Consider the following 23,143-nt stretch of genomic DNA (forward strand, 5'->3'; position numbering starts at 1 on the left):
TTTGAATTGGTTTTTTTTATTGAATTAAGATAAAGAGTTTTTTAATGCTTCACTATTTAATATGGAGATAGTTTTTCCGTCGATACTTAAAACTCCCTGATCTGACATCTCTGAGCAAATCCTAGACAATGAAGGGCGCGCTACTCCAAATAATTCAGCTAACTCTTCTCTGTTATAGGGGAGTTTCACCGTATTACTTTTTTGTTTTTCAGACAAATTTAATATGTAACCGGAAAATTTTTGCTTGAGTGATGAAAACTTAAGAAGACGTAACTTTTCGACAAGAAAAACGACTTTATTACCTGATTGTGTAAAGTAATTTGATAAAAATTGTTTATTGGTTTGAGCAATGGCAATGATTGATTCTTTAGAAATAGAAATGAGCCGTATATCGGTTTGTGCAACCACGGTGACAGGTATTGTATTATCTTCAGCAAATAAAACCCCAAGGGCTAGGGCATCGGGAGATTGCAAATTTTCGATTTTTATTGTTTTGCCTGTGGCATCTTGGATCTCGGCAGATACCTCGCCCTCCAATAGAATTCGAAGCGAATCATATTCATCGCCCCTATGCATGATCAAAGAGCCTAGAGGATGACTTTTAATAATGAATGGTGTGCTGTTAAATATTTTTATAATCTCTTCGGTGCTGATCCCATTAAATAGAGGACTAGTTGAAAGCGTTTCTGCGTCATTTTTTAACATAATTGGCTACTTATGAAATATAGCTGTTGTAGTGCTTTATTTCATTCTTGAAATTGAATAAATGATTGAATGTAACTTATGTTACATAACTCTTGATTGAAGATCGCTATCTTATTATTGAACTTAAATAATAAAGCCGTAAATATCGGCAGATAGGAGAAGATAAAATGAGTATGTTTTGTTATCAGTGCCAAGAAGCTCGCGGTAATACTGGCTGTGCAGAAAAGGGGAAATGTGGGAAAACTGAGTCTACCTCAAACCTTCAGGATCTATTAATCTACACTGCAACAGGTGTTGCTATTTATGCACAGGAGCAAGCCTCAAAAGGGCATGTTGATATGGAAGTAGGGCGTTACATTAATCAAGCGCTTTTTGTTACCATCACGAATGCAAATTTTGATGATGGTAAAATTACAGATCTTATTAACCGAGGCTTAATGATTCGAGAGACACTTCAAGCAAGTTCAGAATTAAACATTGGTCTGCATGACTGTGTAACATGGACGGTAAATTCTGAATCTGATTACCTTGCTAAAGCAGAGTCCATTGGTATTTTAGAAACCGAGAATGAAGATATTCGTTCTTTAAGAGCTTTATTAACTTATGGCATCAAGGGCATGGTCGCCTATGCTGAACCATGCTCGCGATTTTAGGTTATGAAGATCCGCTAATCTATGAATTTATTTTCACAGCGTTATCTGCAACTACCAAAGCATTAAGTGTTGATGAAATGGTTTCTCTGATCATGAAAACAGGAGAGGTTTCGGTCACTACTATGGCATTGCTTGATAAAGCCAATACCGAAACTTATGGTCACCCTGAAATGACAGAGGTGAATATCGGTGTGCAATCGAATCCTGGCATTTTGATTTCAGGGCATGATTTGAAAGATATGGAAGAGTTGCTCAAGCAAACCGAAGGCACTGGTGTTGATATTTATACTCACAGTGAGATGTTACCTGCTCACTATTATCCTGCATTTAAAAAATATAAACATTTTGTTGGCAACTACGGCAATGCTTGGTGGCAACAAGATGAAGAGTTTGAATCTTTTAATGGCCCAATATTAATGACCACGAATTGTATTACATCTGTTGATGAGTCTTATAAAAATAGAATATATACAACGGGTGTGACTGGCTACCCAGGTGTGAAACACATTGCAGACAACAATGGCACAAAAGATTTCTCAAACATTATTGCTTTAGCTAAAACATGTCAATCACCCAAAGAGCTTGAAACTGGCACTATTGTCGGTGGATTTGCTCATGCACAAGTCTTTGCTCTTGCAGATAAAGTGGTAGATGCGGTGAAGACGGGGGCAGTGAAAAAATTTGTGGTTATGGCAGGCTGTGATGGTCGTCATTCAGCGAGAGATTATTTCACTGATGTTGCCGAAGCATTGCCCCAAGATTCTATTATTCTGACGGCAGGCTGTGCAAAATATCGTTATAACAAATTAGACTTAGGTGATATTGGTGGCATTCCTCGTGTGTTAGATGCAGGGCAATGTAATGATTCATATTCTCTAGCGGTCATCGCCCTGAAGCTAAAAGAGGTTTTTGAGCTTGAAGATATCAATGATCTACCGATTGCTTTTGATATTGCTTGGTATGAGCAAAAAGCGGTTACAGTTTTACTTGCTCTACTTCATTTAGGTGTTAAAGGATTAAGGTTAGGTCCAACACTTCCTGCTTTTCTTTCTCCCAATGTTTCTAAGGTGTTAGTAGATAATTTTGATATTAAAGGCATTGGTAGTGTAAAAGAAGATGTTAAAGAGATGATGGGGGTCGCTTAATTTGTATGGGTTATCAATAAATAAAGTGTTGATAACCCACTGCAATTTTTAATCATATTTGTGAAAAAATTTAGACTTAAGTTCTTTCAAATATGTAATCACAATAATAAAAATAGGGTGTTCACCCTTCTTTCTTTATGCCTAAAATAGGCTTGTTTGGTTATTTATTATACTTGGTGACCAATTGTGGCATTGCTAATGTTTGTGAAACTAATATTACCTTCATGAATTTATTAACTAACCTCAGCTCTGGATAATGGAAGTGAAATAACATTAAATTTCAATAACTTAAAAATATATAATACAGTGCTGTTAGTTTTGCGTAGTTCAAGGCGAATTATCGAAGCAATAACGGGTTATTGGGAGATGATTTAACGCAGAAATACGCGTAAATAACGGTACTGTATCGTTTTGCTTATCCAGAACTGAGTTTAACTCTGCAGTCCATCAAAGAGTGTTATTTTTCATTCGATTGATTTAGCTTTCTTTATTGGTTATTGTGATATTTTTGCTCGGTAAAATGATGACTTGTATTACTAATTTAATATTAACTACATCTATACATGATGGAGCTTGGATGAACAGCGATCACGGAAGTGTCGATATGTTAAATGATTATTTATATAAACATTATCAAGGTTCCAGGCTTCATTGCGTGAATAGGCATTCGGGGGGAAGAAAGTCTATGAGCTGTGATGTATTTATGATCGCCATTGATTATTTGAATATTGATGAATTTATTTCATTATTTCAGCAAGTGTCCTGGGATAAACCTGAGCAAGCTCAATTAATGATAAAAACAGAAGGACAGAGCACTTTTACACTTTATCAGGCAAAGCTTTAAACAATCGAATCTTGCTTTGCTAGTGTGGCTGTTATTGATGATATTTATAAGCTTTAGATTATGGGGGAGTATTCGACAGGAATATAACGAAGATATTGCTAGTATTGAAATTTACTATTGAAGCATTCAAAACATACTCATTATTATCCAATAATGGCCCTTGTAACCCTGATAATATCTGCGATGATAATTTGTCTGTTCTTAAACAGAAGACTTTGTTCCTCACTGAAACTTTCATCATTTTCTATAAAAACTGCTCCAATGGCTCATTTCTTTTAATCAATTATTGAAAAATAAATAATTGATTGAGTACCCATTAAATGTAAATTACTGTGACTTTTATTTTTAAATAAGCAGACGAACCAGTTGCTGATTATTTTAAGAAATTAAGGAGTTAGTATGGAATTGGATTTCTACTTATTACACAGTGAGGTAAGTGAAGTTAAAGACTTCAAGGCACTAATTCAAACCTTACCAAATAACATGAGTGATATTTGTTCTTTTATCCAGAATAACCTGATTCATTCCTATTGGATTGATTGTTACGGTTGTGAAATCGAAGATGCTATTCGTTTTTCAGATATGCAAATTCGAAATGCTAATGACATTTTAAAACAATCTGAACTTAAGTCTGGAGGTTCTCTTGTTGATAAGCATTTGTCTAAGAATAAGGTTGTGAGCATTTGTCGTGACTTTTCCTTATTACTTTGTTCAATACTTCGTGAAAAAGGGGTCCCAGCGAGGATCAGGTGTGGTTTTTGTAAGTATTTAACTCCGGGACGATATGAAGATCACTGGGTTTGTGAATACTGGAATGAATTACAGCTCCGTTGGGTTATGGTTGATGGGCAATTAGATAATGTTCATTATGACAGACTAAAATTTAGCTTCGATAAATATGATGTTCCTGCCTCTGAATTTATGTATGCTGGCGAGGCGTGGAGAATGTGTCGTGATCAGGAAGCTGATGCAGAAAGTTTTGGAATATTTAATCTCAGTGGATATTCTTTTATTAAAGGTAATTTGGTGAGAGACCTTTTTGCTCTGAGTAAAATAGAATTGATGGCTTGGGATACAGGATGGGGGATATTAACAAACACAGGGCTCCCTAATAAGGTTGAATGTGAGCTTTTAGACCATTTAGCAATCTTGAGCTCTTGTTCAGATTGTTTCGGTGCCAGAAATGCCATCGAGTCACTAGATGAGTTGAAATTTCCCTTTGGTTGGCATGTTTCTGACGCGCCAACTATTTCCGAATTGCTCTCAAAACATGATCTTAAAAAATAGAAATCACCTATTGTAAAGTTTAGAATAATTGAAATTCATTCTTCTACTTTATGCTTTTTAATTTGTAACTATTTGAAATTAAACAACTGTCACCTATGTGTCAGGTTGCTGTCGTATTAAATATCAATATTCTTGTGTAGGTTTGTTGCTGAATCAGTAAATAAGGGTTTTATATGTTAGTCAGAAAATTACGCTTACAACGTGGTTGGTCTCAGGAGCATTTAGCTGAGTGTAGTGGGTTAAGTATTCGTACAATTCAACGCATTGAACGAGGGCAAAAACCTGGACTAGAATCATTAAAATCTTTGGTCGCTGTATTTGAAATCGATATTTCTCAATTACAAACGGAGTCAACTATGAATAGCGAAACCTTAATGACAGAAGAAGAAAAAAATACCATCGATCAAGTTAGAGCTATTAAGGGGTTTTATAGTCATTTAATCACTTATGTTTTAGTGATCACATTACTGTTTATTATTAACTTTGCGACTGGCCCTGATTATATATGGGCTTTGTGGCCAGCATTAGGCTGGGGAATTGGCATTATCAATCATGCATTAAATGCCTTTGAAGTGTTTAATTTATTGGGTGCTAAGTGGGAAAAAAAGCAAATTGAAAAAAGGTTAGGTAGGAAATTATGAACCGTAGAAGTATCTAAAATAATTAGTTATGGATGCGTATGGGGTGGACATTGTTTATGTTTATTCTGTTAATGAAAAACGTGTCCAGACCTTTGAACGCCAGCGTTTAAACATGATAATGCCACGGAACCATTCATCTAACCCGATGGCTAACCAGGCGCCGATCACGCCATATTCCCACTGTATGCCAAGTAAATAAGCACAGAAAACGGCTATCCCCCACATACTAAAAATGCCCATCTGCACAGGAAATTTAATATCGCCAGCACCTTTTAATGCGGAAATAAAAATAAGGTTAAATACACGCCCTGATTCAATAAATATTGAACCGGCAATGAGCATCGCAATCAGAGGGATGATGTTACTGTCCTGGGTAAAAATATCAATAATTGGGTATCTAAAAGCAAAAATAAGTAATATCACTGCGGTTGATACAAATAAACCCACTAAAAAGTATTTTTGTACGCGAATATAAATATCATCAACCCACTGTTTGCCGATAAAGTAACTGGTCTGAATTTGTGTTGCTTGGCCTAAAGCGAGGGTAAAAGCAAAGGATAGCCGTGTTATATTTTGTGCGTAGGTATAAGCGACTAATGATGATGTTCCCATCTGTACAACAAAAAAAGTAATTGCCATTTGAGCCATATTGTAAGAGAGGATTTCACCGGCATTCATTGCACCAATTTTGATGATTTTATGATAGATAGTTTTTGGGATTTGTTTCCATTGTTGAAAGGGTAAATCGATACCTTCAAAACGTATCATGTAGTATAACATCAGGGTGCTAGCAACTTGACTTATTACTGTTGCAATAGCGACGCCTTTAACGCCGTAAACAGGCAGTCCAAAGGGTTGATAAAGGGCAATATAGTTACCTGCGATATTGATTATTCCTGCAATAAAATTAATCACCATAGGTGATCGAGAATAACCATGACTTCTTAAAATTGTCGTCAGGACAATGCCTATTGTGACGTTAAAAGTAAAGGAACCACTAATAATAAGATAGTTATAACCGAACTGAGCAACTTGTTTTTCTAAACCAAATAATGCAATAAAAGAAGATGACCCGACCAGCAGTGCTAAACTTAGGCCGAGACCAACAAAAATCGCTAATACTATACTCGCCACCCCGACATTAGTAGCCTCCTGGTCACGAGATGCACCATTGTATTGTGCAATTAATATACCCGTTCCACTGCTTACCATCATGGAAACAACAATCAAGAAAATGAAATTTGGCTAACTACACCCACTGCGGACACTGCAAGATCAGAGTAGCCACTTAACATAAATACATCTGTGGTACTGAGTGCAGTTCGTAGCAACACTTCAATAAAAATAGGCCAAGTTAAAGTCACTATATTCATTCGTTTGTTTAATGAAGTAGATGAATTAGGCATAGCAACCTTGATTTATGTGAAGGTAAGAAATAGACGATGTAAGAGGGCGATATTTTGCTGTAAATTGGCTGCTATGTAAAGGTTTACATTATGGCTAATGAATATATCTTCTTGGTGAAAAAACACAATAATATCGAATTAAAAATAAATTTTTAGATTTTATGGTGAGATATTATTTATGGAAAGTGTTCCTCAAATGCTTTGCGTTAAACACACAGTCATTCAAGTATTACATTCATGCTAATTAAACAATAACATAGCTAATAATGGCATCATTATAAATGCTACTAGGGTTTGCATAGTAATAATAGAGGCCATCGATTCAACATCTCCGCCTAATTGTCGAGCTAATATGTATGAAGAGGGCGCTGTTGGGGTGATAAAGGCGATCATTAATACTGCCGCTATCACATCATTGAGGCCTGTGTAGGAAATAAGAGCAATCGCAACCAAGGGTTTTATTACAAACTGAATAGTAGAGGAGAAAGCGATCGCTTTGAAGTGGCCACTAATGGATTCAAGTTTTAATGCAAGACCAACAGCAAGTAAGCCAAAGGGTAATGCGACTCTTGCGATGATCTCCAAAATATCCTCTGCAATAGTGGGCACACCAATACCACTCAAACTTAGAAACCAACCAATACTACAACCTATTATCAAGGGATTAAACACAATTGTTTTTAAAAATTGTAAGGTGCCACTAATGGTTGATTTTCCCCAAATAATAAATGCAGAAATACAGAAAATATTAATTAATACAATCATAAAGCCAGCAAGCAACAGAGCTTATTCCAAGTCCAATTGCCCCATATAAACTTTGTGCAACGGCAAAGGCGATATAGGTATTGAAACGAATGCCTCCTTGGAATATTGATGTAAAGGTCGCATTATTTGTTGTCATCTTCTTTCGCAAAATAATGAGTAATAATGCAGATGACATTAAAGTGCCAAAAATAACCAATAACATCGACATCCAGGAACCACCCGCCAAGGATTGTTGGCCTAGGGTTTTAATTAATAATGCAGGGAAAAGTATAAAATAAGTTAGTTTTTCCATTCCTGGCCAGGTTTCTTCGGGTAGAAACTTAGTCCGTTTTAAAATAAACCCAAGTATGATCAGCGCCATGATGGGAATAAGTGCGTTAATAAAAGTGATCATATTGAGTCCATTTAATTATTTACATTAATATGTATGTTTTCTAAGAAAGATAAACAATACACCAAGTGACTGATATTAAAAAAGTCAGATTGCGCATATCTATTATAAATTTTCTTTTTCTATTAAATCTGCCATCTTTTTATAGCCAATAATTCAGCATTAAAGAGCATTTATTAACCTCTTATTTTATTTAAAAACTAAATGTTATAAATGTGTTCATATAAAACCAAATAAAAAATTATTCATAACTACGATAAGGCTAAATCTAGTGGCTACAAAAGTTGCTTTATTGGGATGATAAAGAGTTGATTTAATGCCCCATGAGCGTATTGTTTAGTTTGATTTTAACAAAATAATATATTTCATTTTCTAGTAAAAATGCGCAATGATGGTTTTTGAATAGCTGTTAATTGCTGAGGTTAAATAGAAAAGTATCATCTTGAAAATTGAAAAGCCGATATGGTTTTATGAGGTCAAGTTATCAACCTTTGATTTAAAAGGTTTACCTAGTGCTATCTATTTGGCTGGCTATTAAGTGGCTTATCTCACGTCGCTAGCATTTAAGTCTACTTTAAAAGATATTATGCAATTTATGGAAATGCATTATGAGAAACGAGTATAAAGGCAGTTGTTTGTGTGGTGAAATTTCATTCTCGGTTAATAGTTTTGCTAAGAAAGTTGCCAATTGCCATTGTTCGATGTGTCGTAAATTTCATGGCGCTGCTTATGCAACCTTGGTTGGTGTATCTGGTTTAAAGTGGCTTTCTGGTTTTCACTGTTTAAATGAATTTGTGGCGCCTAATGGAACCGTTAGAACATTTTGCGGGGAGTGCGGATCTAGCATCGGATTTAGAGTTAAAGGTGCTCCCTTAAATGAAATTGAATTAGCTATCGCTACCTTTGATGTTGATATTCCAATTCAAGTAGATGCCCATATTTATACTGATTTCAAATCTAATTGGTGTGAGTTACAAGATGATTTGCCTAAGTTTAAAGCAGGTCGAGAAGCATAGTTTAATATATTGTTACAAATCAACCTCAGTCAAAAATAAAATATTGTTAATTTAATAAAATACAAGGAAGTTGTTATGGCATTAACAGACGAACAAAAAGAACTTAAAAAAGAACTCGCAAAGTACAAACGTAAAGTGATGGAAATTGCTGGTGTAATGCACGATATTGTCGAAGATTCAATTTGGCTAGACTATCAAAAATTGTCTGGTTTAAGTAAGGATATCGAAGTGGCTATGGAAGTGGTTAATGAATTTAAAGCTAAGCATGAGTTTCTCAAATAGTGCAAAAGTAGAATCTGTTTTAAAAATACATAGGAAGGTCATTAGATCGGACTCATAACGATTTTAATGACTTCTTATTCTGTAAATTGCTTGCTCTTAAATTACCAGTGGTTTTAACCTATTGGATTAACCTTACCACCTGATTTTCTAAATTGGAAAATCACTGTTGAAATAATGCCATTTCTGTTCATATCTCTTTTGCATTAAACTGCGGGCTTAACTTCATAAACCCCTTTTAAAAGAGTAAAAAAATGACACTACTGTTACCTATTTTAATGTCGATGGTGGTTTTAAGCCCGCTTGCCATCGATATCTATTTACCTTCTATGCCAGAAATGGCCATGGAATTTAGTGTATCGGATGCACAAATTCAGTCTACTTTGGTTATTTTTATGCTTGCGATGGGGATTGGGCAGGTTTTGATTGGTCCATTAGCTGACCGTTTTGGCCGAAAACCTATCGCTTTATTTGGCATTTGTTTATATATAATGAGTAGTTTATTTGCAGTTTATGCTTCTGATTTTCATTATTTACAATTAGCTCGAGGTTTACAGGGGATTGTCGCATGTGCGACTTCGATTGTTGTATTTAGTGCGGTGCGAGATAGTTTTTCAAATAAACAAAGTGCGCATTATTATAGTTATTTAAACGGTGTTATTTGCGTTATACCGGCCCTAGCACCAAGTTTTGGTGGTATGTTAGCATTGCAATTTGGTTGGCGTTCTACTTTCTTTTTTATGGCGGCTTATGCACTAATTGTACTTATTATTGTTGCCTTTAAACTGCCTGAAACTCGTCCTAAAAATACTGTTACCAGTGGGGCATTGTATCGTTGGTCTCGCTATCAGCCTATTTTATCTAATAGTCATTTTGTGTTTTATGCTAGTGCTTGTATGTTGGCAATGGTCGCGATTTTAACTTATGTTTCCTATGCGCCAAGCTGGGTAATCAAACACCTTGGGTTATCTGAAATGACCTTTAGTCTCTTGTTTGGAATTAATGCGCTTATTAATATTGGTGCATGCTTTGTTGCGCCTTTAGTGATTAAAAAACTGGGTAATCGACCGACTGTGTTAGTTGCCTTATGGTTGATGGTGCTTTCGGCATTGATACAACTTGTGGTGCAAAAAATACCTGTTGAACAACCTATTACTGCCGCCATTTATTTTATGATGCCTATGTTATTATTATGCATTGGTTTTGCATTGCTACTTGGGCCAGCAACAAGCATGGCGTTAAGCGGTTTTGGAGAGCGTGCTGGAACAGTCGTCGCACTTTTAGGATTTATACAAATGAGCGGTGCCGCTTTATTAACAGGGGCTTTACAGCAAACTAGTTTAACAGCTCCTATGCGAGTGCTGTTATGATTGGTGGCGGAGCATTATTATTATCATTTATCATGTCGCTCTCTCGTTTTAATCATTGGCACTATGAGCAACAGGTTGCTTCTTAATTAGATTCACAAGAGAGTTTTACAAATTGCCAGAAAATAACTCCGTAAATATAGTAAATATTGGTTTAGGTTGTTCGACATTTAACTTAGCGGTGTATTTAGCAAATACACTTAATATGTCTGAATATAATAAACTTGATACTATATACCCTTTGGTAAGTGGTGAGATTACTTCTATCGGTTTGGCCTGCGGTAATGGCTGGCGAAAAGTATTTAATGTTTATAGTAAATTACTGTATGAACTTGATCCTACTTATTTCCCTTATCGATGTTTAGCGCCGACCTGGCGACTGTATCGCGATAATTTTTTATTGCAACAGGGAAGTGGTACTGCGTTGTTATTTACGCCACCGATACTCAATAAAAGTGATGATTGTATTCATATTATTATGGGTAAAACCTATGCAAAGGAATTGATAAATAGTGGTAAATTAAGAAGCTCTTTGATTTGGTTAGATGAACAATTTGCAATTGATGTGAATAGTAAAGTCATTGTTTGCCCTTATTTTGATTATCGGCAGTTATCTAATAACAAAATTGTTCGTTTAGCGGGCTTAATGCGGGGCTTATTAAACGAATCGGCTTAATTGTTTGATTTTTAAAATATTATTTATTTTTGTTTTATTTTAAATAATATTAGATATTATTATTTTTTTATGTTATGATGCTTTCGCTCTGAAATTTAGAGTTATTAATGAAAAGTAAAGTACAAGTTATTATCTCAGTCACTCCCACGCCAGCACCGTAGTTGTCCTTAGTATAAATATCCCATCGCTTCATCGTCACATTCAATAATTCAGCTCTTAGCATATTTTAATTTACAATTTTTAACACAAGACCATTAAAAAGTTAGCACTCAATTGATATTGAGAATAAAACAGAAGCTAGCTATTTTAACCAATAAAAGGGTCAGTAAACTGATTGGTAACACTCTATTTAAGGAATTTTTTATGGCTCGTACAACGGGTAGAAAACGCTTTTGGTTTCAACTTTCACGTGAAGTGAATGAAACATTAGAAAGCAAAAATATAAATAAAAATACACAACAATTAAATTAATAAAGATTCACCTTTAGTTTGAAATAAAAAACAAGCCTGTTATTTTCGAGGAGCCTCTATCCTCTTAAGATAACTGAGCTTAGTTTGTATATCCTGCGACTATTTCCTCTCCCTGATTTTTGATTTTTCCCTCTTAATAACATTGAAAAAATTCTTGCTTTAACCCTTTCTGCTTATTTAATTTCAGTACAGAATAAGATTATTTAACCTCAGTTCTGGATAATGGAAGCGAAATAACATTTAACTTCAATAATTTAAAAAATATATAATAAAGTGCTGTTAGTTTTGCGTAGTTCAAGGCGAATTATCGAAACAATAACGGGTTATTGGGAGATGTTTTAACGCAGAAATACGCGTAAATAACGGTATTGTATCGTTTTGCTTATCCAAAACTGAGGTTATTTAAGGTCACTGTTACAAAGCGTAGTTTTTTTGTATCATTTTATAAAACAAAGATGTTGATCATAGTTCTCATTTAAAATAACGAAATTTCTTCAAATTAGATTCTAAAAAAATTTTCAGTCTATATTCAATAGAGTTAGTTTTTACTAACTAAGTTCAGTTGAAGAAAGGAATACATATGAAATTAAATAAATGTATAGGTGGCTTGCTCATGTTGGTGTGCCTGACAAGTAGTTTATCTGTGCACAGTAATGAAGTTGTGATTAATAAGGTGGTCGGTCGAAATAGTCTCGTTGAAGAAATTTTAACCTTAATATTGAGTAAGTCAGATCCTGATGCGAAACTTAAGCAAATATCTGAAGAACTTCCTGAAGCACGAACCATTGAAGAACTACTACTAAATAAAATCGATTTATTATGGTCTGGTGCCTCGCCAAGTTTGGATGAGCAATTTGAAGCCGTGCGTATTCCGCTATTCAAAGGTCTGCTAGGGCATCGTATTTTTATTATTAAAAAAGAGCATCAATCTCGCTTTGATAATATTAAAACTTTACAACAATTAAAAACACTGGATGCTGGCCAAGGGACTCGCTGGGGAGACACAAAAGTATTAAAAGATGCCTCGTCGCCTGTTATTACCACACTAAAATACCCAAACCTATTTTATATGCTAGAAGGGGAACGTTTCGATTATTACCCTCGTGCAATTCATGAACCTTGGGATGAAGTCGCCTCTCGACCTGAGTTAAACCTTGCGGTTGAAAAAAATATTCTGTTGATTTACCCCTTTGCTATGTACCTTTATGTTAATAAAGAAAATAAAGCTTTGCATAAGAAATTAGTTACAGGTTTTGAGATGGCCATTGCTGATGGCAGTTTTGATAAATTATTTTTAAACAATCGCATGATTAAAGATGCACTTGAGAAAACCAATTTAAAAACTCGTACTGTGATTAGAATTGATAATCCTAATATGCACCCTGATACCCCTATTGATCGACCAGAATTTTGGTTAGATGTTACCAACTTGTAGAAAGAGGAAGTTATGAATTCAATTACAAAAAAATCGATGCTAATGTTAAGTAGCGTTTCTATCTTGGTAATGCTGGTTGTTTTTTCAGCAAGTTATTTTTTGGCTAAAGATTATTTTAATGACTCACTCACAGAGGAAATAAAAGACTCGCAAACCATGCTAGAAATCGTGCTTAAAGAGCCTATTTATAATTACGACAAAGAACTAATTGGCGATATTTTAGGAGCATTTATATTAAGCCCGTTTATTCACAAAATTTCCGCCTATGATCATCGTGATCAATTGTTAGCAGAGAAATACAATACTGATACAGAATTAGATTCTGAGGTCGCAATTGAAAAAGAAGTAGGCATTAATTGGAGCGGAAATGAAAAAATTGGCAAACTTATTATTGTATATCGAGCTGACAGTAATGAAGCACTATTACTCGCTGTGAAAGGTGCCTTTTTGGCTATCGGTATTATTTTGATTATCTTTTTGCAATTAACTAACTGGTTAACACTAAATACGCTGGTTGTTAAACCGCTTCGAACAGTAGGCGATGCTTTGTCTGTGATTGCCTTAGGCGGTGGAGATTTGACCAGTCGTTTAACCATAAAAAGTAATGATGAAATTGGTCAGTTATCTGAAAACTTTAACCGTTTTATAACTCAACTTCATACCATAGTCAGTGGTATTGTTGAGGTTGCAAATGAAGTTAATAATACTTCTATCAGCATAATTAATTCAGCTTCGAATAATGTTCAAGCAACACAGTCACAATTAAAAGAAACTGAACAGGCGTCAACGGCATTACATGAAATGTCATTAACTACCAATGAGATTGCAGAAAACGCAAATCACACCGCTAAAAGTACGGAGTCTTGTCGTCAACTTGCACAAAAAGGTAGCAATGTTGTTCAAGAAACGGCTAAACAGATCAATTTACTTGGTACGGATATGACAGTGACGGCTGAGAAAATTAGTGAGTTACGTGTTAAAAGTGAATCTATCGGCTCTGTATTAGATGTGATTAAAAGTATTGCAGAACAAACTAACTTGCTTGCATTAAATGCCGCTATTGAAGTCGCCCGAGCTGGTGAACAGGGTAGAGGTTTTGCGGTAGTTGCTGATGAAGTGCGTAGCTTGGCAAAACGTACTCAGGAATCTACCTCTGAAATTGAAAAAATTATTGATGGTTTACAAAAATCATCAATGGAAGTGAATGATTCGATGGATGAAAGTCAGCTTGCATTACAAAAAACCATTGAAGAGTCATCAAATGCAAGCACTGCATTAGCAGACATTCAAACTACTATTGATGAAATAAGTGGTATGAATACCCAAATTGCTTCAGCCTCAGAGGAGCAGAATTCTGTAGTCGCTGATGTTAGTCGAAACGTAACAGAAATCTTTAATATTACCAATGAGGTTACTGAAAATGCGCAGGGAGCGAGAAATGCTAGTTCTCGTTTAGGAGAATTAGGTAAAGGATTAATTGCTAATCTTTCTAAATTTAAAATCTAATAAGGAAATAGATAATAAAGCTAATAGCGCTTTTTTAAGAGTGTGATGATATCATGAATCAGTATCAAGTAGAGGGGAGCTAAATTCCCTCGTTTTGACCTTAGATTCATAGATATCATTACCTATTTTGAGATAAGGTATGTGGATAACCATTTAAGCATTTATCATTAATGGTAATGTTTAATTAAAATATATTAGAGCAAACGCGTTAACCAAGTTTCTCACAGAAAATAAATTGATAACGCGGTTTATACAGGGAAGAAAAATGAGTAGTCCACAAAGAGATATTGTTTTACGATTTTTGGCTGAGCCTTTAGATGTTAATTTTGGCGGGAAAGTCCATGGTGGTGCGGTCATGAAATGGATCGATTTAGCCGCTTATGCCTGCGCGACTGGTTGGAGTGGCCGATATTGTGTGACAGCCTATGCTGGTGGAATACGTTTCGTATCGCCGATTCATGTAGGAAGTTTAGTTGAGGTTGATGCGAAGGTTATCTATACCGGTAAATCATCGATGCATATTGCACTGGAAGTTTCTGCCTGTGATCCGAAATCATTAAACAAACGCCTTACCACACATTGTATTGTTGTCATGGTAGCAGTTGATGAGCATGGTCAAGCCGTGCGTATTCCTGAATGGATACCTGAAACTGAAAAAGACAAACAACAGAATGAAACAGCTCGAAAATTAATGGAAATGCGTAAAACTATTGGTGATGAGATGCAAATTTTTGTTGAAGAAAAAGAAGATTAATTTTTTCCTCTAAGATTAAGGTTACTGTTAGCTTATAACAGTAACCAGCTTTTTTTTAAACTTGGCTTTTACTTATTCAAACTTTTTACTCGGCCAATCGCTCCATCTTCCAAGCGCACTTTGATACCATGCGGGTGATTAGGGATTTAGTTAAAATATCTTTGACAATACCTTCTGTTAATTTTCCACTTCTTTGGTCTTGTTTTAAAACAATTGAGACTGATAAGCCTTTTTTAATATCTGCTCTATTAATTGTATTTAACATTTTAATCTCTTACCTTATTGTTTAGTTTTGTTTTTATTCTAGCTTAAATTCTTGTGTAATACTTTTACTGGTCAATAAAATGATCCTGATTTGTTCTTAATTCGTAATAATTTAATGTATAAAAATATTTACAGATATATGGGTGATGTATGGATATTAATAAGCAAAAACAAAGAGATATGTTAGAAGCGTTTAATGTAATCACCGCTAAAGGAATAAAAAAAGACGGTGGTTATGAGTTTTTAGGTATTCGAGCTTGGCAAGACTTTGATGGATATACTTGTTGGTTGAGTTACAAAGACTTAACAGTGTCCTTATTATTCCACGGTAAATACGGCTTTGAATATCAAGATAAAGACACTTTAAAGGCCTTTTTAACAAAATATCAAGTTTGGTTGTTTAGGAGTAAAAAGTGAAAACAACACTCTATAAAGAGAATGATAATTCAACCATGGTAAAAATGGATTTTGCAGATGTAAATGCGCGCCAAAATTGGCGAGTTAGTAATGATAATGTGATGGGAGGGCTTTCTAAGGGAGGGATAGAGTTATCAATCGGTAAAGTTATTTTTAATGGTGATATTTCTTTAGAGAATAACGGTGGCTTTAGCGCTGTATTCCATGCTGTAGAACCAATGATAGAAAATCTAAATCACATTATGTTAGATTTTCTAGGCGATGGAAACTGCTACCAAATGCGTTTAGTTGCCAATAATCACGGTAAAATTATTTATTATTATCATGAATTTACTACTCAAAGTAATGAACAACAAAAAGTCATTCTTAACTTAGCTGATTTTCAAGCGACTTTTCGTGGTAAAAAAATAATCGGAGCTCCGAAAGTTGTTTCGCAGAATATTGAAGAAATTGGTTTTTTATTAACCAAAAAACAAGCTGGACCATTTTCCCTGTCTTTGTTTTCCTTGAGTTTTATCGCTTTATAATAAGGTAATAAATATGAACAAAATAAGCCCTAAAGCACTACTTCATAGCAAGTGGACACACCTTCAGGTTAGCAATAAAGAAAAGCACTTTATGGTTACTTTGGTTAAATTCGATGAAAATCAAAATGTCATTAAATGTATTATTGAAGCTGTTTTTACTAACAATGAATATACAATTGATTGGCGTGAATTAAAATCTGCAGATAAGTGGAGTATTGGTTGGAAGTAATTACTTTAAGTTAGTATTACTCAACAGTAACCACTAATTCCCTTAGGGATTACTGTTGATATTAATTTGTTTTTCTACATTACCAATTTATAGATTCGCCCTTCCAATCAAGATAACTCGCTTCACCATCAATCGTACTATTTTCAACTATTTTTAGTAGTTGTTGAGCAACAAAATCTGGCGTAAATAGCTTGTCGCTGGGAACATTTTTATGGAATGGTTTGGAAAGTGGTGTATCTGTTGTACCAGGGTGAAAGGAAATAATTTTAATGTTTTTAGCTCGTCTTGCAAACTCAATAGCAGTTGTTTTTAGTAACATATTTAATGCCGCTTTTGATGCCCGATAACTATACCAACCGCCGGAACGATTATCGTGAATACTGCCAACTCTTGCATTAAAAACGACTATTTTTGTTGCAACTTTACCGGATAGAATTGGTAGCAAATTCTGAATCCAAAGCATTGGGGTCAAGGCGTTGACGTTCATTACTTGTTGAAAAGCATCTGCATCAAAGGCCTCCAGTTTCTTTTCTGGTTGAATATTTTTACTGTGTAATAGGCCATGGCAAATAAACACCTGTGTAATTGGCATTGAGCTTATTTTCGTTATTTCCTTAACTGCTTGATTAATTGTCATCGCATCATAATCTGCAACGATTATTTTGCTTATGTGCTCAGATTCTGTTGTTAAATTTTGATAATGGCTTAAATCTCTGCTTATCAATATTAATCCAGTCTGGTCTGATTGCAGTGTTTGTTTAGCGATGGCCTTAGCAATATCACTATTAGCGCCGATGATTAATGTTTGTTGATTTAGCATAACAAGTTCCTTTTTCACATTGCTGTGTTTTTATTCCTGTCGCTTTTGCAAGGAAAGCTGATATTTGAAGTCTGTATCTTGCGATACCTAGGTAAATCCAATGACTGACAGTTTTAATGACAGGCCAATTTAAAGGTGCAACCCAAAAACCTTTGCCTACCAATGTCCAGGCTCTATGGGTGACTTCCAGCCCTAATAACAGTTTTCCTTGGTATGTGCCGTGTAATATTCGCATCGCTTTATGGAAATCAATGCCAGGATAAGCGCTTGAAAACCCATTCTGATGAATATCGACAATTTGAATTAGATTATGCTTATCATGTTTTTTGAGACTAAGCATTTCTTTACTACACATGGGGCATTGACCATCATAAAAAACGGTTAACATGACTGACTCCTCAGGTTTATCAGATTTCGTAAGTTACGTATTCATTGCTAATTGGCTTCCCATTGATGTCTATTTCAAAGGGAGCTGTATCTGTTTTTGCATAATTTAAACGCGCCAACCTTTGGTTACTATGGTAGCTATCTAGCCCTGAAATACTGACCGTATCTAAGGAATTTATATCAATATATCCATCATCACCGATTGCTTTTTCTGTGCAAAAGATATCAGTAATTTCACCAATAACCAGTTGAGTATTATTTAATGCAATGGGCATGATTTCTCGTAATGTTAATGCGTACTTTAGTTTGCTTTGTTGCACAAAGGGAGCGCGATAATCATTAAGGTATTGCTCAGTTAACCTCGTCGCCTCGAATTCACTTTGTGAATATCGGGCAGAGGTTTGATGTGCTTCTCGAAAGACATGTTCAGAAACTTGATTGATAGTGTATTGTTTGCTTTGTTGGATATTTTCTAATGTATGTCTTGTGACGCTATGAGGTCGAGAAATAAAACCAACCAAAGCAGGCGATGCGCCAAGGTGTATCACTGAGCTAAACATAGCGAGGTTAGTTTGCCCTTGTGGATTGATACTACCTATAAGATTAGCACTTTTAAAACCAGACAGGCTATTGATTAAATGGGCTCGGTATCGGTTGTCCATCGTATTTAATTGTTTTGTATCGATATGTTTCAAATTAACTCTTTGATATTAAGAATAGGTGTTTTTATATACGCGAGACGTTGTTAGGAAGATCAATTTTTTGTTGAAAAAATAATTTAAGAGGTAAATAGAAAAGGCACTTTCTGAGTTTGTAAAAGTGCCTTTTTATTCAATGAAGAATTTTCAGTAAGTTACATAAAAATTATATGTTAGCGTTAATAAACTCACGCAGTTGTGGTAATGATAATGCACCTACTTTAGAAGCACTTACTTTGCCATCTTTAAATAATAACAATGTAGGAATGCCACGAATACCGAATTGACGCATTAACTCCTGTGCACTGTCAGCGTTAATTTTTATTACTTTAAGGTTGCTAAATTCCTCTGCAATTTCTTCAACAATAGGGGCAATCATTTTACATGGGCCACACCAGTCTGCAAAAAATCGACTAAAACAAAACCTTGGTGTTGTTCAACTTGCTCGCTAAAATTTGTTGCATTAATTTCTACTACTTTACTCATCTTGTTATCCTTTTATTTATTAATTGATTGTGGTCACTATACCTAAGTTGATATTTATTGATTAGTTGGGTTTAATAGGAATCTTTGTTGCACAAATGAAACAGTGAGCGAAACAGTTGGGAATAATGAAAGCAAGTTTAGATGATCTATCGATGTTTGTTTGCTTGGTTGAAGTGGGATCATTTACAGGTGCTTGCAAAGCAACTGAATATCCCTAAATCAAAATTAAGTCGTCATTTAGTGCAATTAGAAAAAAGTATTGGTAGCCAGCTGTTAATCAGAACTACTAGAAAACAGCAACTCACAGAAAGTGGACAATTACTGTATCAAGCAAGTAAGGCACATGTGGACGCATTACGAGATGTTGAGGAAGAAATAGGCTCTTTTATTAATGAACCTAAAGGGCAACTTAATATTTTATTACCACTGGAATTCTTTAATCAGATCATTAGTGAGTTACTAACTGATTTTGCAAAACGTTATCCAAAAATACAATTACACTGCAATCATTATTCAGGGGCTTTACCTGAGAGCAATGAACCCTACGATATCTCCTTTGTTTTACATGAGTCTAGCTTGCCCGCATCCACTTGGATCGCAAGGACACTACTGAGTTTTCCACAATCTATTTTTGCAGCTGCTGACTTTGTTAATAAAGAGGTTTTAGCACCAAATGATTTACAATCTTTCCCCTGTATTTTAAGTGAACAGCAGGAACAGTGGTTATTTCGCGACGCTGGCAATACGCTTTCCGTTGCTGTCGAAGGGCGAGCGACCTTTACCAGTCCAAGCATGCGTTTGCATGCGGTAAAACAAAGTTTAGGCGTGGCAAAACTGCCTGATTATAGCTGTCAAAATGATTGTGATTTACAGCGATTAAAGCTTAGCAAACAACCCGTTGCATTGCAGTTAAGTGTGTTATATCAAAGTCGTGATATCCCGATAAAAACAAGGGTGTTTTTAGATTTCTTTCAAAGCCAATTAGGTAGATTGTCATAGCTGTTAAATAAAGCAGACTTGGTTACGACCATTCTCTTTTGCTTCGTATAATGCCTCGTCGACTCGAAGTAAAACGTCATCAAAATTATCATCTTTGGTTTTTACAAGGGTAACACCAAGGCTAACCGTGACCCTTATATAAATCTCTTTCTGATATTCAATAATTTGTTTTTGGATACTTTCACGGGTGCGTTCTGCTAATATTTTTGCGCTAAGGAGTGAGGTCTCGGGTAGTATTATGGTGAATTCTTCTCCTCCAATACGTGCCAAAATATCTTCATTGCGAATGCTTTTTTGTAAAAGTTGGCTCACTATTTTTAATACATGATCACCAGCAGGGTGACCAAAGTCATCATTAATATGTTTAAAATGATCAATATCCACTGAAATAATGGCAAAGGGTGAATTATGACGCTTGTAGCGAGAAAATTCGCGTTCTCCCTGTTCCATAAAAAAGCGACGGTTGTATAGATTGGTTAAATAATCGGTATTTGCAAGGAGCCTAAATTGCTCTTTCATTTTGTATATTTCAGTAACATCAGAAGAAAATCCAATGATTGCACGTTGGTTATTAACAAAAATAGGTGCTTTGACACTGAGATAATGAAGTTCTTCACCATCAGGAGCGATAACCGTTTCTTTTCTTCTTATTATTTTATTTTCTTGAAAAACTTCGCGATCATTTTGATGAAAATCTTGAGCTTCTTTTTCTGATATTAAGTCTGTTTCTAATTGTCCTACTACTTCAGCTAACAGGTAATCCAAATGATTTTGCAACTTTGGAGTTAACGTATAAAAATCGTCTATCTTCGTTTTTCATGTAAACGTGTGCTTCTACATTATCAAGCACAGTATGAAGTAGTTGTTTTTGTTCTTCGAAAATAGTTTGTAGGTGTTTGTGTTTTGTAATGTCCGTTGATATACCACATAGTCCGATTAGAACACCTTGTTCATCGTAAATGGGACTTTTAACTGTACGAAATGTACTCGATTGTGTTGTGTCTTTAATACAATTTGGATGCTCATTTATCGTTTTATTTTCTGTTTTGAAAACTTCTTGATCTGCTTTATGAATAATCTTACAGGTTTCTTGATCAAAAAATTGCTCTGAATTTTTGCCGATAATATCCGTTAGTTCACACTGCAATAATTGCAAAAAATTATTGTTAACATAGGTATAGTTTCCCTGTAGATCCTTACTATAGATATAAGCATCCATATTATTTGCAATTTGTTTTAAAATTAAAAGTTGCATGTCTGTATCTGAATCAGGCACTTGGATCCCTAAATTATAATAATAATTTTTTATGTATTGATGTGTCGTGCTATTAAGCTTTGGTGATATGACAGAATATGTAAATTGCTTTGTCTCGTTACGATTCTTGATTGGTAACGGATATATTCAACATATCGCCATAAAGCAAAGAAGTATAGGGTATTTTTTTAATAAGAAAATCCAAAGACTTGGATGTTTATCATACAATATACATTTATTACTATATGTTTTAGCTTGTGTTTAAAAACTTGTTAGTGTTTATCTCAGTAAGATAAATCCCAAGTGAGTAATTTTTGTATCTGATTGTTCAGTATATTGATACAATTATTTGCTGATTAGGGGAAAAATAATGGATGTATCATTTGAGCAATTAAAAAGTATGGTGGTGTTTGCACAGGTAGTTGAGCAAGGAAGCCTGAGTGCCACGCTAAACAAATTGGCTTATCAAGAGCAGTGGTGAGTTATCACCTTAAAAAATTAGAGTCTCACCTGAAGGTTAAACTCTTAAATCGTTCAACACGTTCGATTAGTTTAACTGAAGCGGGGGCTATGTATTATCAACGATGCAGAGTGATAGCTGAGCAAGCTAATCAAGCCAATCAGCAAATTGAAAATATCAAAAGTGAGCCAGAGGGTAAGTTAAAAATTACTTGTCCGGTGAATGTTGGTTTGCAATTAATTGTACCCGCTTTAAATGATTTTAGAGTACTTTATCCAAAAATTGAATTAGACGTGAAACTCAGCGATGAAGTTGACAATATAATTAAAGGCGGATTTGACCTCGCTATTCGTGGTGCGCCATTAAAAGATTCTGGTTTACAAGCAAGTAAATTAGCAACTTTGGGAACCTGTCTTTGTGCTTCTCCTGGCTATTTGCTGAAAAATGGCAAACCGAACAAGCCTAGTGAATTGATTCGCCATGATTGGGTACTTTATCAGCAAGCCTCTTCAACCTTTAATATCAGCAAAGGTAAACGTTCATTTGATATTATAACCACGGGTAGTATTAGCACCAATAATGCAGTGCTCGTACAGCATTCGTTGAAGCTGGGCATGGTTTAGGGCGCATTCCACTTTATGATGCCTTACCAAAAATTAATGCAGGTTTATTAGAAAGGGTGCTTGAAGATTATCAGTTGGCAGATATTAATATTTTTGCTGTTTTTCCGCCTGGCACGGCAGAAACCAAAAAACTGCGGTTATTACTAACTTTTTTGAAGGACTTTATAAATCGTGAGTTGTCATTGTTACAATAAAAGCAAGCATTGAATGTTTTCCTTGATTCAACATCGTAATACCAAGTACAGCAAAGTACACATTGTGCTTTGTTTTACTGTACAGTCACTTTATTAATACTATATAGAGTTTATTTATGCCAACACAGAGTTCAGAAAATCCGTTAAGCCTTGAGCAAATTGTTAGCTCATTAGATGCGATGCAAATAGCACAGTTATGTGCCTTTGCTTTAGCTATCCCGCAATTGTATTTATGTCGTCTTCATTTGCAGGATGAAGAAAAAGTCGCTATTGATGCCTGTTTGATTCGTCTTCAAAAAGGCCTAAATGAACAGCTCTTCACATTAGAAGTGCTTAATAACTTATTAAGTGAACGAGACTATTTTGCTTCTGATGAAGCACGTTTAGGGCTTGCTCCTGAGCCAGACTTTGATACTTTGTAAATGCTTTAGTCATTTACCAGA

Annotated in this window: 26 protein-coding genes and 4 pseudogenes; 18 read left to right on the forward strand and 12 right to left on the reverse strand. The window is 35.1% G+C overall.

Going from position 1 to position 23,143, the window contains the following annotated elements; genetic code table 11:
• Positions 1-24 precede the first annotated feature (24 nt).
• Complete coding sequence (locus tag ACLKMH_RS10960) at positions 25-705, reverse strand: Crp/Fnr family transcriptional regulator (protein ID WP_413701989.1); 681 nt, start codon at positions 703-705, stop codon at positions 25-27.
• Positions 706-872: 167 nt separating this feature from the next.
• Here ACLKMH_RS10960 and ACLKMH_RS10965 point away from each other — a divergent pair, with 167 nt between their 5' ends.
• The 5 genes from ACLKMH_RS10965 (at position 873) to ACLKMH_RS10985 (ending at position 5,275) form a co-directional block, all read left to right on the forward strand.
• Positions 873-1,358: a hypothetical protein gene (locus tag ACLKMH_RS10965; protein WP_413701990.1), complete on the forward strand. Its 486-nt coding sequence runs from the start codon at positions 873-875 to the stop codon at positions 1,356-1,358.
• Entirely contained in the window at positions 1,343-2,503 is a 1,161-nt protein-coding gene (gene hcp, locus ACLKMH_RS10970; protein WP_413701991.1) for a hydroxylamine reductase, read from the forward strand. Before ACLKMH_RS10965 ends, hcp begins: the two co-directional genes overlap by 16 nt.
• Positions 2,504-3,080: 577 nt before the next feature.
• Complete coding sequence (locus ACLKMH_RS10975) at positions 3,081-3,347, forward strand: hypothetical protein (RefSeq protein ID WP_413701992.1); 267 nt, start codon at positions 3,081-3,083, stop codon at positions 3,345-3,347.
• Between the two features lie 399 nt (positions 3,348-3,746).
• Entirely contained in the window at positions 3,747-4,634 is an 888-nt protein-coding gene (locus ACLKMH_RS10980; RefSeq protein ID WP_413701993.1) for a transglutaminase-like domain-containing protein, read from the forward strand.
• 173 nt (positions 4,635-4,807) lie between these two features.
• Positions 4,808-5,275 carry a 2TM domain-containing protein gene (locus tag ACLKMH_RS10985; protein ID WP_413701994.1) on the forward strand — a complete coding sequence of 156 codons (468 nt, stop codon included), beginning with the start codon at positions 4,808-4,810 and terminating at the stop codon, positions 5,273-5,275.
• A 60-nt stretch (positions 5,276-5,335) separates the two neighbouring features.
• On the opposite strand, the gene ACLKMH_RS10990 is transcribed toward ACLKMH_RS10985, so the two are convergent.
• The 4 genes from ACLKMH_RS10990 to ACLKMH_RS11005 all read right to left on the reverse strand — a co-directional run bounded on the left by ACLKMH_RS10990 (position 5,336) and on the right by ACLKMH_RS11005 (position 7,840).
• Positions 5,336-6,505 (reverse strand): MATE family efflux transporter, encoded by a 1,170-nt coding sequence (locus ACLKMH_RS10990; protein ID WP_413701995.1) that lies wholly within the window; start codon positions 6,503-6,505, stop codon positions 5,336-5,338.
• The gene (locus ACLKMH_RS10995; RefSeq protein WP_413701996.1) at positions 6,502-6,681 is read right to left on the reverse strand and encodes a hypothetical protein; all 180 of its coding nucleotides are present in this window, start codon (positions 6,679-6,681) and stop codon (positions 6,502-6,504) included. Before ACLKMH_RS10995 ends, ACLKMH_RS10990 begins: the two co-directional genes overlap by 4 nt.
• 240 nt (positions 6,682-6,921) lie before the next feature.
• Positions 6,922-7,461: an AEC family transporter gene (locus ACLKMH_RS11000; protein WP_413701997.1), complete on the reverse strand. Its 540-nt coding sequence runs from the start codon at positions 7,459-7,461 to the stop codon at positions 6,922-6,924.
• Complete coding sequence (locus tag ACLKMH_RS11005) at positions 7,430-7,840, reverse strand: AEC family transporter (RefSeq protein WP_413701998.1); 411 nt, start codon at positions 7,838-7,840, stop codon at positions 7,430-7,432. Before ACLKMH_RS11005 ends, ACLKMH_RS11000 begins: the two co-directional genes overlap by 32 nt.
• A gap of 605 nt (positions 7,841-8,445) precedes the next feature.
• On the opposite strand from ACLKMH_RS11005, the gene ACLKMH_RS11010 reads away from it, so the two are divergent.
• From ACLKMH_RS11010 to ACLKMH_RS11040, 7 genes and pseudogenes are all read left to right on the forward strand, one after another.
• On the forward strand, positions 8,446-8,853 hold the full coding sequence (locus tag ACLKMH_RS11010; protein ID WP_413701999.1) for a GFA family protein: 408 nt from the start codon (positions 8,446-8,448) through the stop codon (positions 8,851-8,853).
• 75 nt (positions 8,854-8,928) lie between these two features.
• On the forward strand, positions 8,929-9,135 hold the full coding sequence (locus tag ACLKMH_RS11015) for a CCE_0567 family metalloprotein (protein ID WP_413702000.1): 207 nt from the start codon (positions 8,929-8,931) through the stop codon (positions 9,133-9,135).
• A gap of 251 nt (positions 9,136-9,386) precedes the next feature.
• Positions 9,387-10,588: pseudogene (locus ACLKMH_RS11020) on the forward strand (multidrug effflux MFS transporter).
• Positions 10,589-10,614: 26 nt separating this feature from the next.
• Positions 10,615-11,175, forward strand: a complete 561-nt coding sequence (locus ACLKMH_RS11025; RefSeq protein WP_413702001.1) for a DUF6942 family protein — start codon at positions 10,615-10,617, stop codon at positions 11,173-11,175.
• 1,051 nt (positions 11,176-12,226) lie between these two features.
• Positions 12,227-13,081, forward strand: a complete 855-nt coding sequence (locus tag ACLKMH_RS11030) for a diguanylate cyclase (RefSeq protein ID WP_413702002.1) — start codon at positions 12,227-12,229, stop codon at positions 13,079-13,081.
• A gap of 12 nt (positions 13,082-13,093) precedes the next feature.
• Positions 13,094-14,587, forward strand: coding sequence for a methyl-accepting chemotaxis protein (locus ACLKMH_RS11035; RefSeq protein WP_413702003.1), 1,494 nt, complete (start codon positions 13,094-13,096; stop codon positions 14,585-14,587).
• A 265-nt stretch (positions 14,588-14,852) separates the two neighbouring features.
• Entirely contained in the window at positions 14,853-15,341 is a 489-nt protein-coding gene (locus ACLKMH_RS11040) for an acyl-CoA thioesterase (protein ID WP_413702004.1), read from the forward strand.
• A 68-nt stretch (positions 15,342-15,409) separates the two neighbouring features.
• Here ACLKMH_RS11040 and ACLKMH_RS11045 read toward each other — a convergent pair.
• Positions 15,410-15,606 (reverse strand): annotated as a pseudogene (locus tag ACLKMH_RS11045) (YwbE family protein).
• Between the two features lie 149 nt (positions 15,607-15,755).
• Here ACLKMH_RS11045 and ACLKMH_RS11050 point away from each other — a divergent pair.
• From ACLKMH_RS11050 to ACLKMH_RS11060, 3 genes are read left to right on the forward strand one after another with little or no spacing between them, the layout of a single operon-like run.
• Positions 15,756-16,022 (forward strand): DUF3081 family protein, encoded by a 267-nt coding sequence (locus ACLKMH_RS11050; RefSeq protein ID WP_413702005.1) that lies wholly within the window; start codon positions 15,756-15,758, stop codon positions 16,020-16,022.
• Positions 16,019-16,549: a CIA30 family protein gene (locus tag ACLKMH_RS11055; protein ID WP_413702006.1), complete on the forward strand. Its 531-nt coding sequence runs from the start codon at positions 16,019-16,021 to the stop codon at positions 16,547-16,549. Before ACLKMH_RS11050 ends, ACLKMH_RS11055 begins: the two co-directional genes overlap by 4 nt.
• A 13-nt stretch (positions 16,550-16,562) precedes the next feature.
• Positions 16,563-16,778: a TIGR02450 family Trp-rich protein gene (locus ACLKMH_RS11060; RefSeq protein WP_413702007.1), complete on the forward strand. Its 216-nt coding sequence runs from the start codon at positions 16,563-16,565 to the stop codon at positions 16,776-16,778.
• A gap of 79 nt (positions 16,779-16,857) precedes the next feature.
• Here ACLKMH_RS11060 and ACLKMH_RS11065 read toward each other — a convergent pair whose 3' ends face one another.
• The 4 genes and pseudogenes from ACLKMH_RS11065 to trxA form a co-directional block, all read right to left on the reverse strand.
• Positions 16,858-17,598 (reverse strand): SDR family NAD(P)-dependent oxidoreductase, encoded by a 741-nt coding sequence (locus ACLKMH_RS11065; protein ID WP_413702008.1) that lies wholly within the window; start codon positions 17,596-17,598, stop codon positions 16,858-16,860.
• Positions 17,564-17,986, reverse strand: coding sequence for a thiol-disulfide oxidoreductase DCC family protein (locus tag ACLKMH_RS11070; protein ID WP_413702009.1), 423 nt, complete (start codon positions 17,984-17,986; stop codon positions 17,564-17,566). Before ACLKMH_RS11070 ends, ACLKMH_RS11065 begins: the two co-directional genes overlap by 35 nt.
• 19 nt (positions 17,987-18,005) lie before the next feature.
• On the reverse strand, positions 18,006-18,647 hold the full coding sequence (locus tag ACLKMH_RS11075) for a flavin reductase family protein (protein ID WP_413702316.1): 642 nt from the start codon (positions 18,645-18,647) through the stop codon (positions 18,006-18,008).
• Between the two features lie 202 nt (positions 18,648-18,849).
• Positions 18,850-19,169, reverse strand: a pseudogene (gene trxA, locus ACLKMH_RS11080) (thioredoxin).
• A 141-nt stretch (positions 19,170-19,310) separates the two neighbouring features.
• Between trxA and ACLKMH_RS11085 the strand changes: the two are divergent.
• Complete coding sequence (locus ACLKMH_RS11085; protein ID WP_413702010.1) at positions 19,311-20,168, forward strand: LysR family transcriptional regulator; 858 nt, start codon at positions 19,311-19,313, stop codon at positions 20,166-20,168.
• A gap of 3 nt (positions 20,169-20,171) precedes the next feature.
• On the opposite strand, the gene ACLKMH_RS11090 is transcribed toward ACLKMH_RS11085, so the two are convergent.
• Both ACLKMH_RS11090 and ACLKMH_RS11095 read right to left on the reverse strand, forming a co-directional pair.
• Positions 20,172-20,933, reverse strand: coding sequence for a GGDEF domain-containing protein (locus ACLKMH_RS11090; RefSeq protein WP_413702011.1), 762 nt, complete (start codon positions 20,931-20,933; stop codon positions 20,172-20,174).
• Positions 20,914-21,444 carry a PAS domain-containing protein gene (locus ACLKMH_RS11095; protein ID WP_413702012.1) on the reverse strand — a complete coding sequence of 177 codons (531 nt, stop codon included), beginning with the start codon at positions 21,442-21,444 and terminating at the stop codon, positions 20,914-20,916. Before ACLKMH_RS11095 ends, ACLKMH_RS11090 begins: the two co-directional genes overlap by 20 nt.
• Before the next feature lie 349 nt (positions 21,445-21,793).
• Here ACLKMH_RS11095 and ACLKMH_RS11100 point away from each other — a divergent pair.
• Both ACLKMH_RS11100 and ACLKMH_RS11105 read left to right on the forward strand, forming a co-directional pair.
• A pseudogene (locus tag ACLKMH_RS11100) lies at positions 21,794-22,700 on the forward strand (LysR family transcriptional regulator).
• A 116-nt stretch (positions 22,701-22,816) separates the two neighbouring features.
• A complete protein-coding gene (locus ACLKMH_RS11105; protein ID WP_413702013.1) occupies positions 22,817-23,122 on the forward strand; it encodes a hypothetical protein in 306 nt (101 codons plus the stop codon).
• The last annotated feature ends 21 nt before the right edge of the window (positions 23,123-23,143 follow it).

This window comes from Psychromonas sp. KJ10-10 (assembly GCF_047323245.1).
Lineage (GTDB): Bacteria > Pseudomonadota > Gammaproteobacteria > Enterobacterales > Psychromonadaceae > Psychromonas.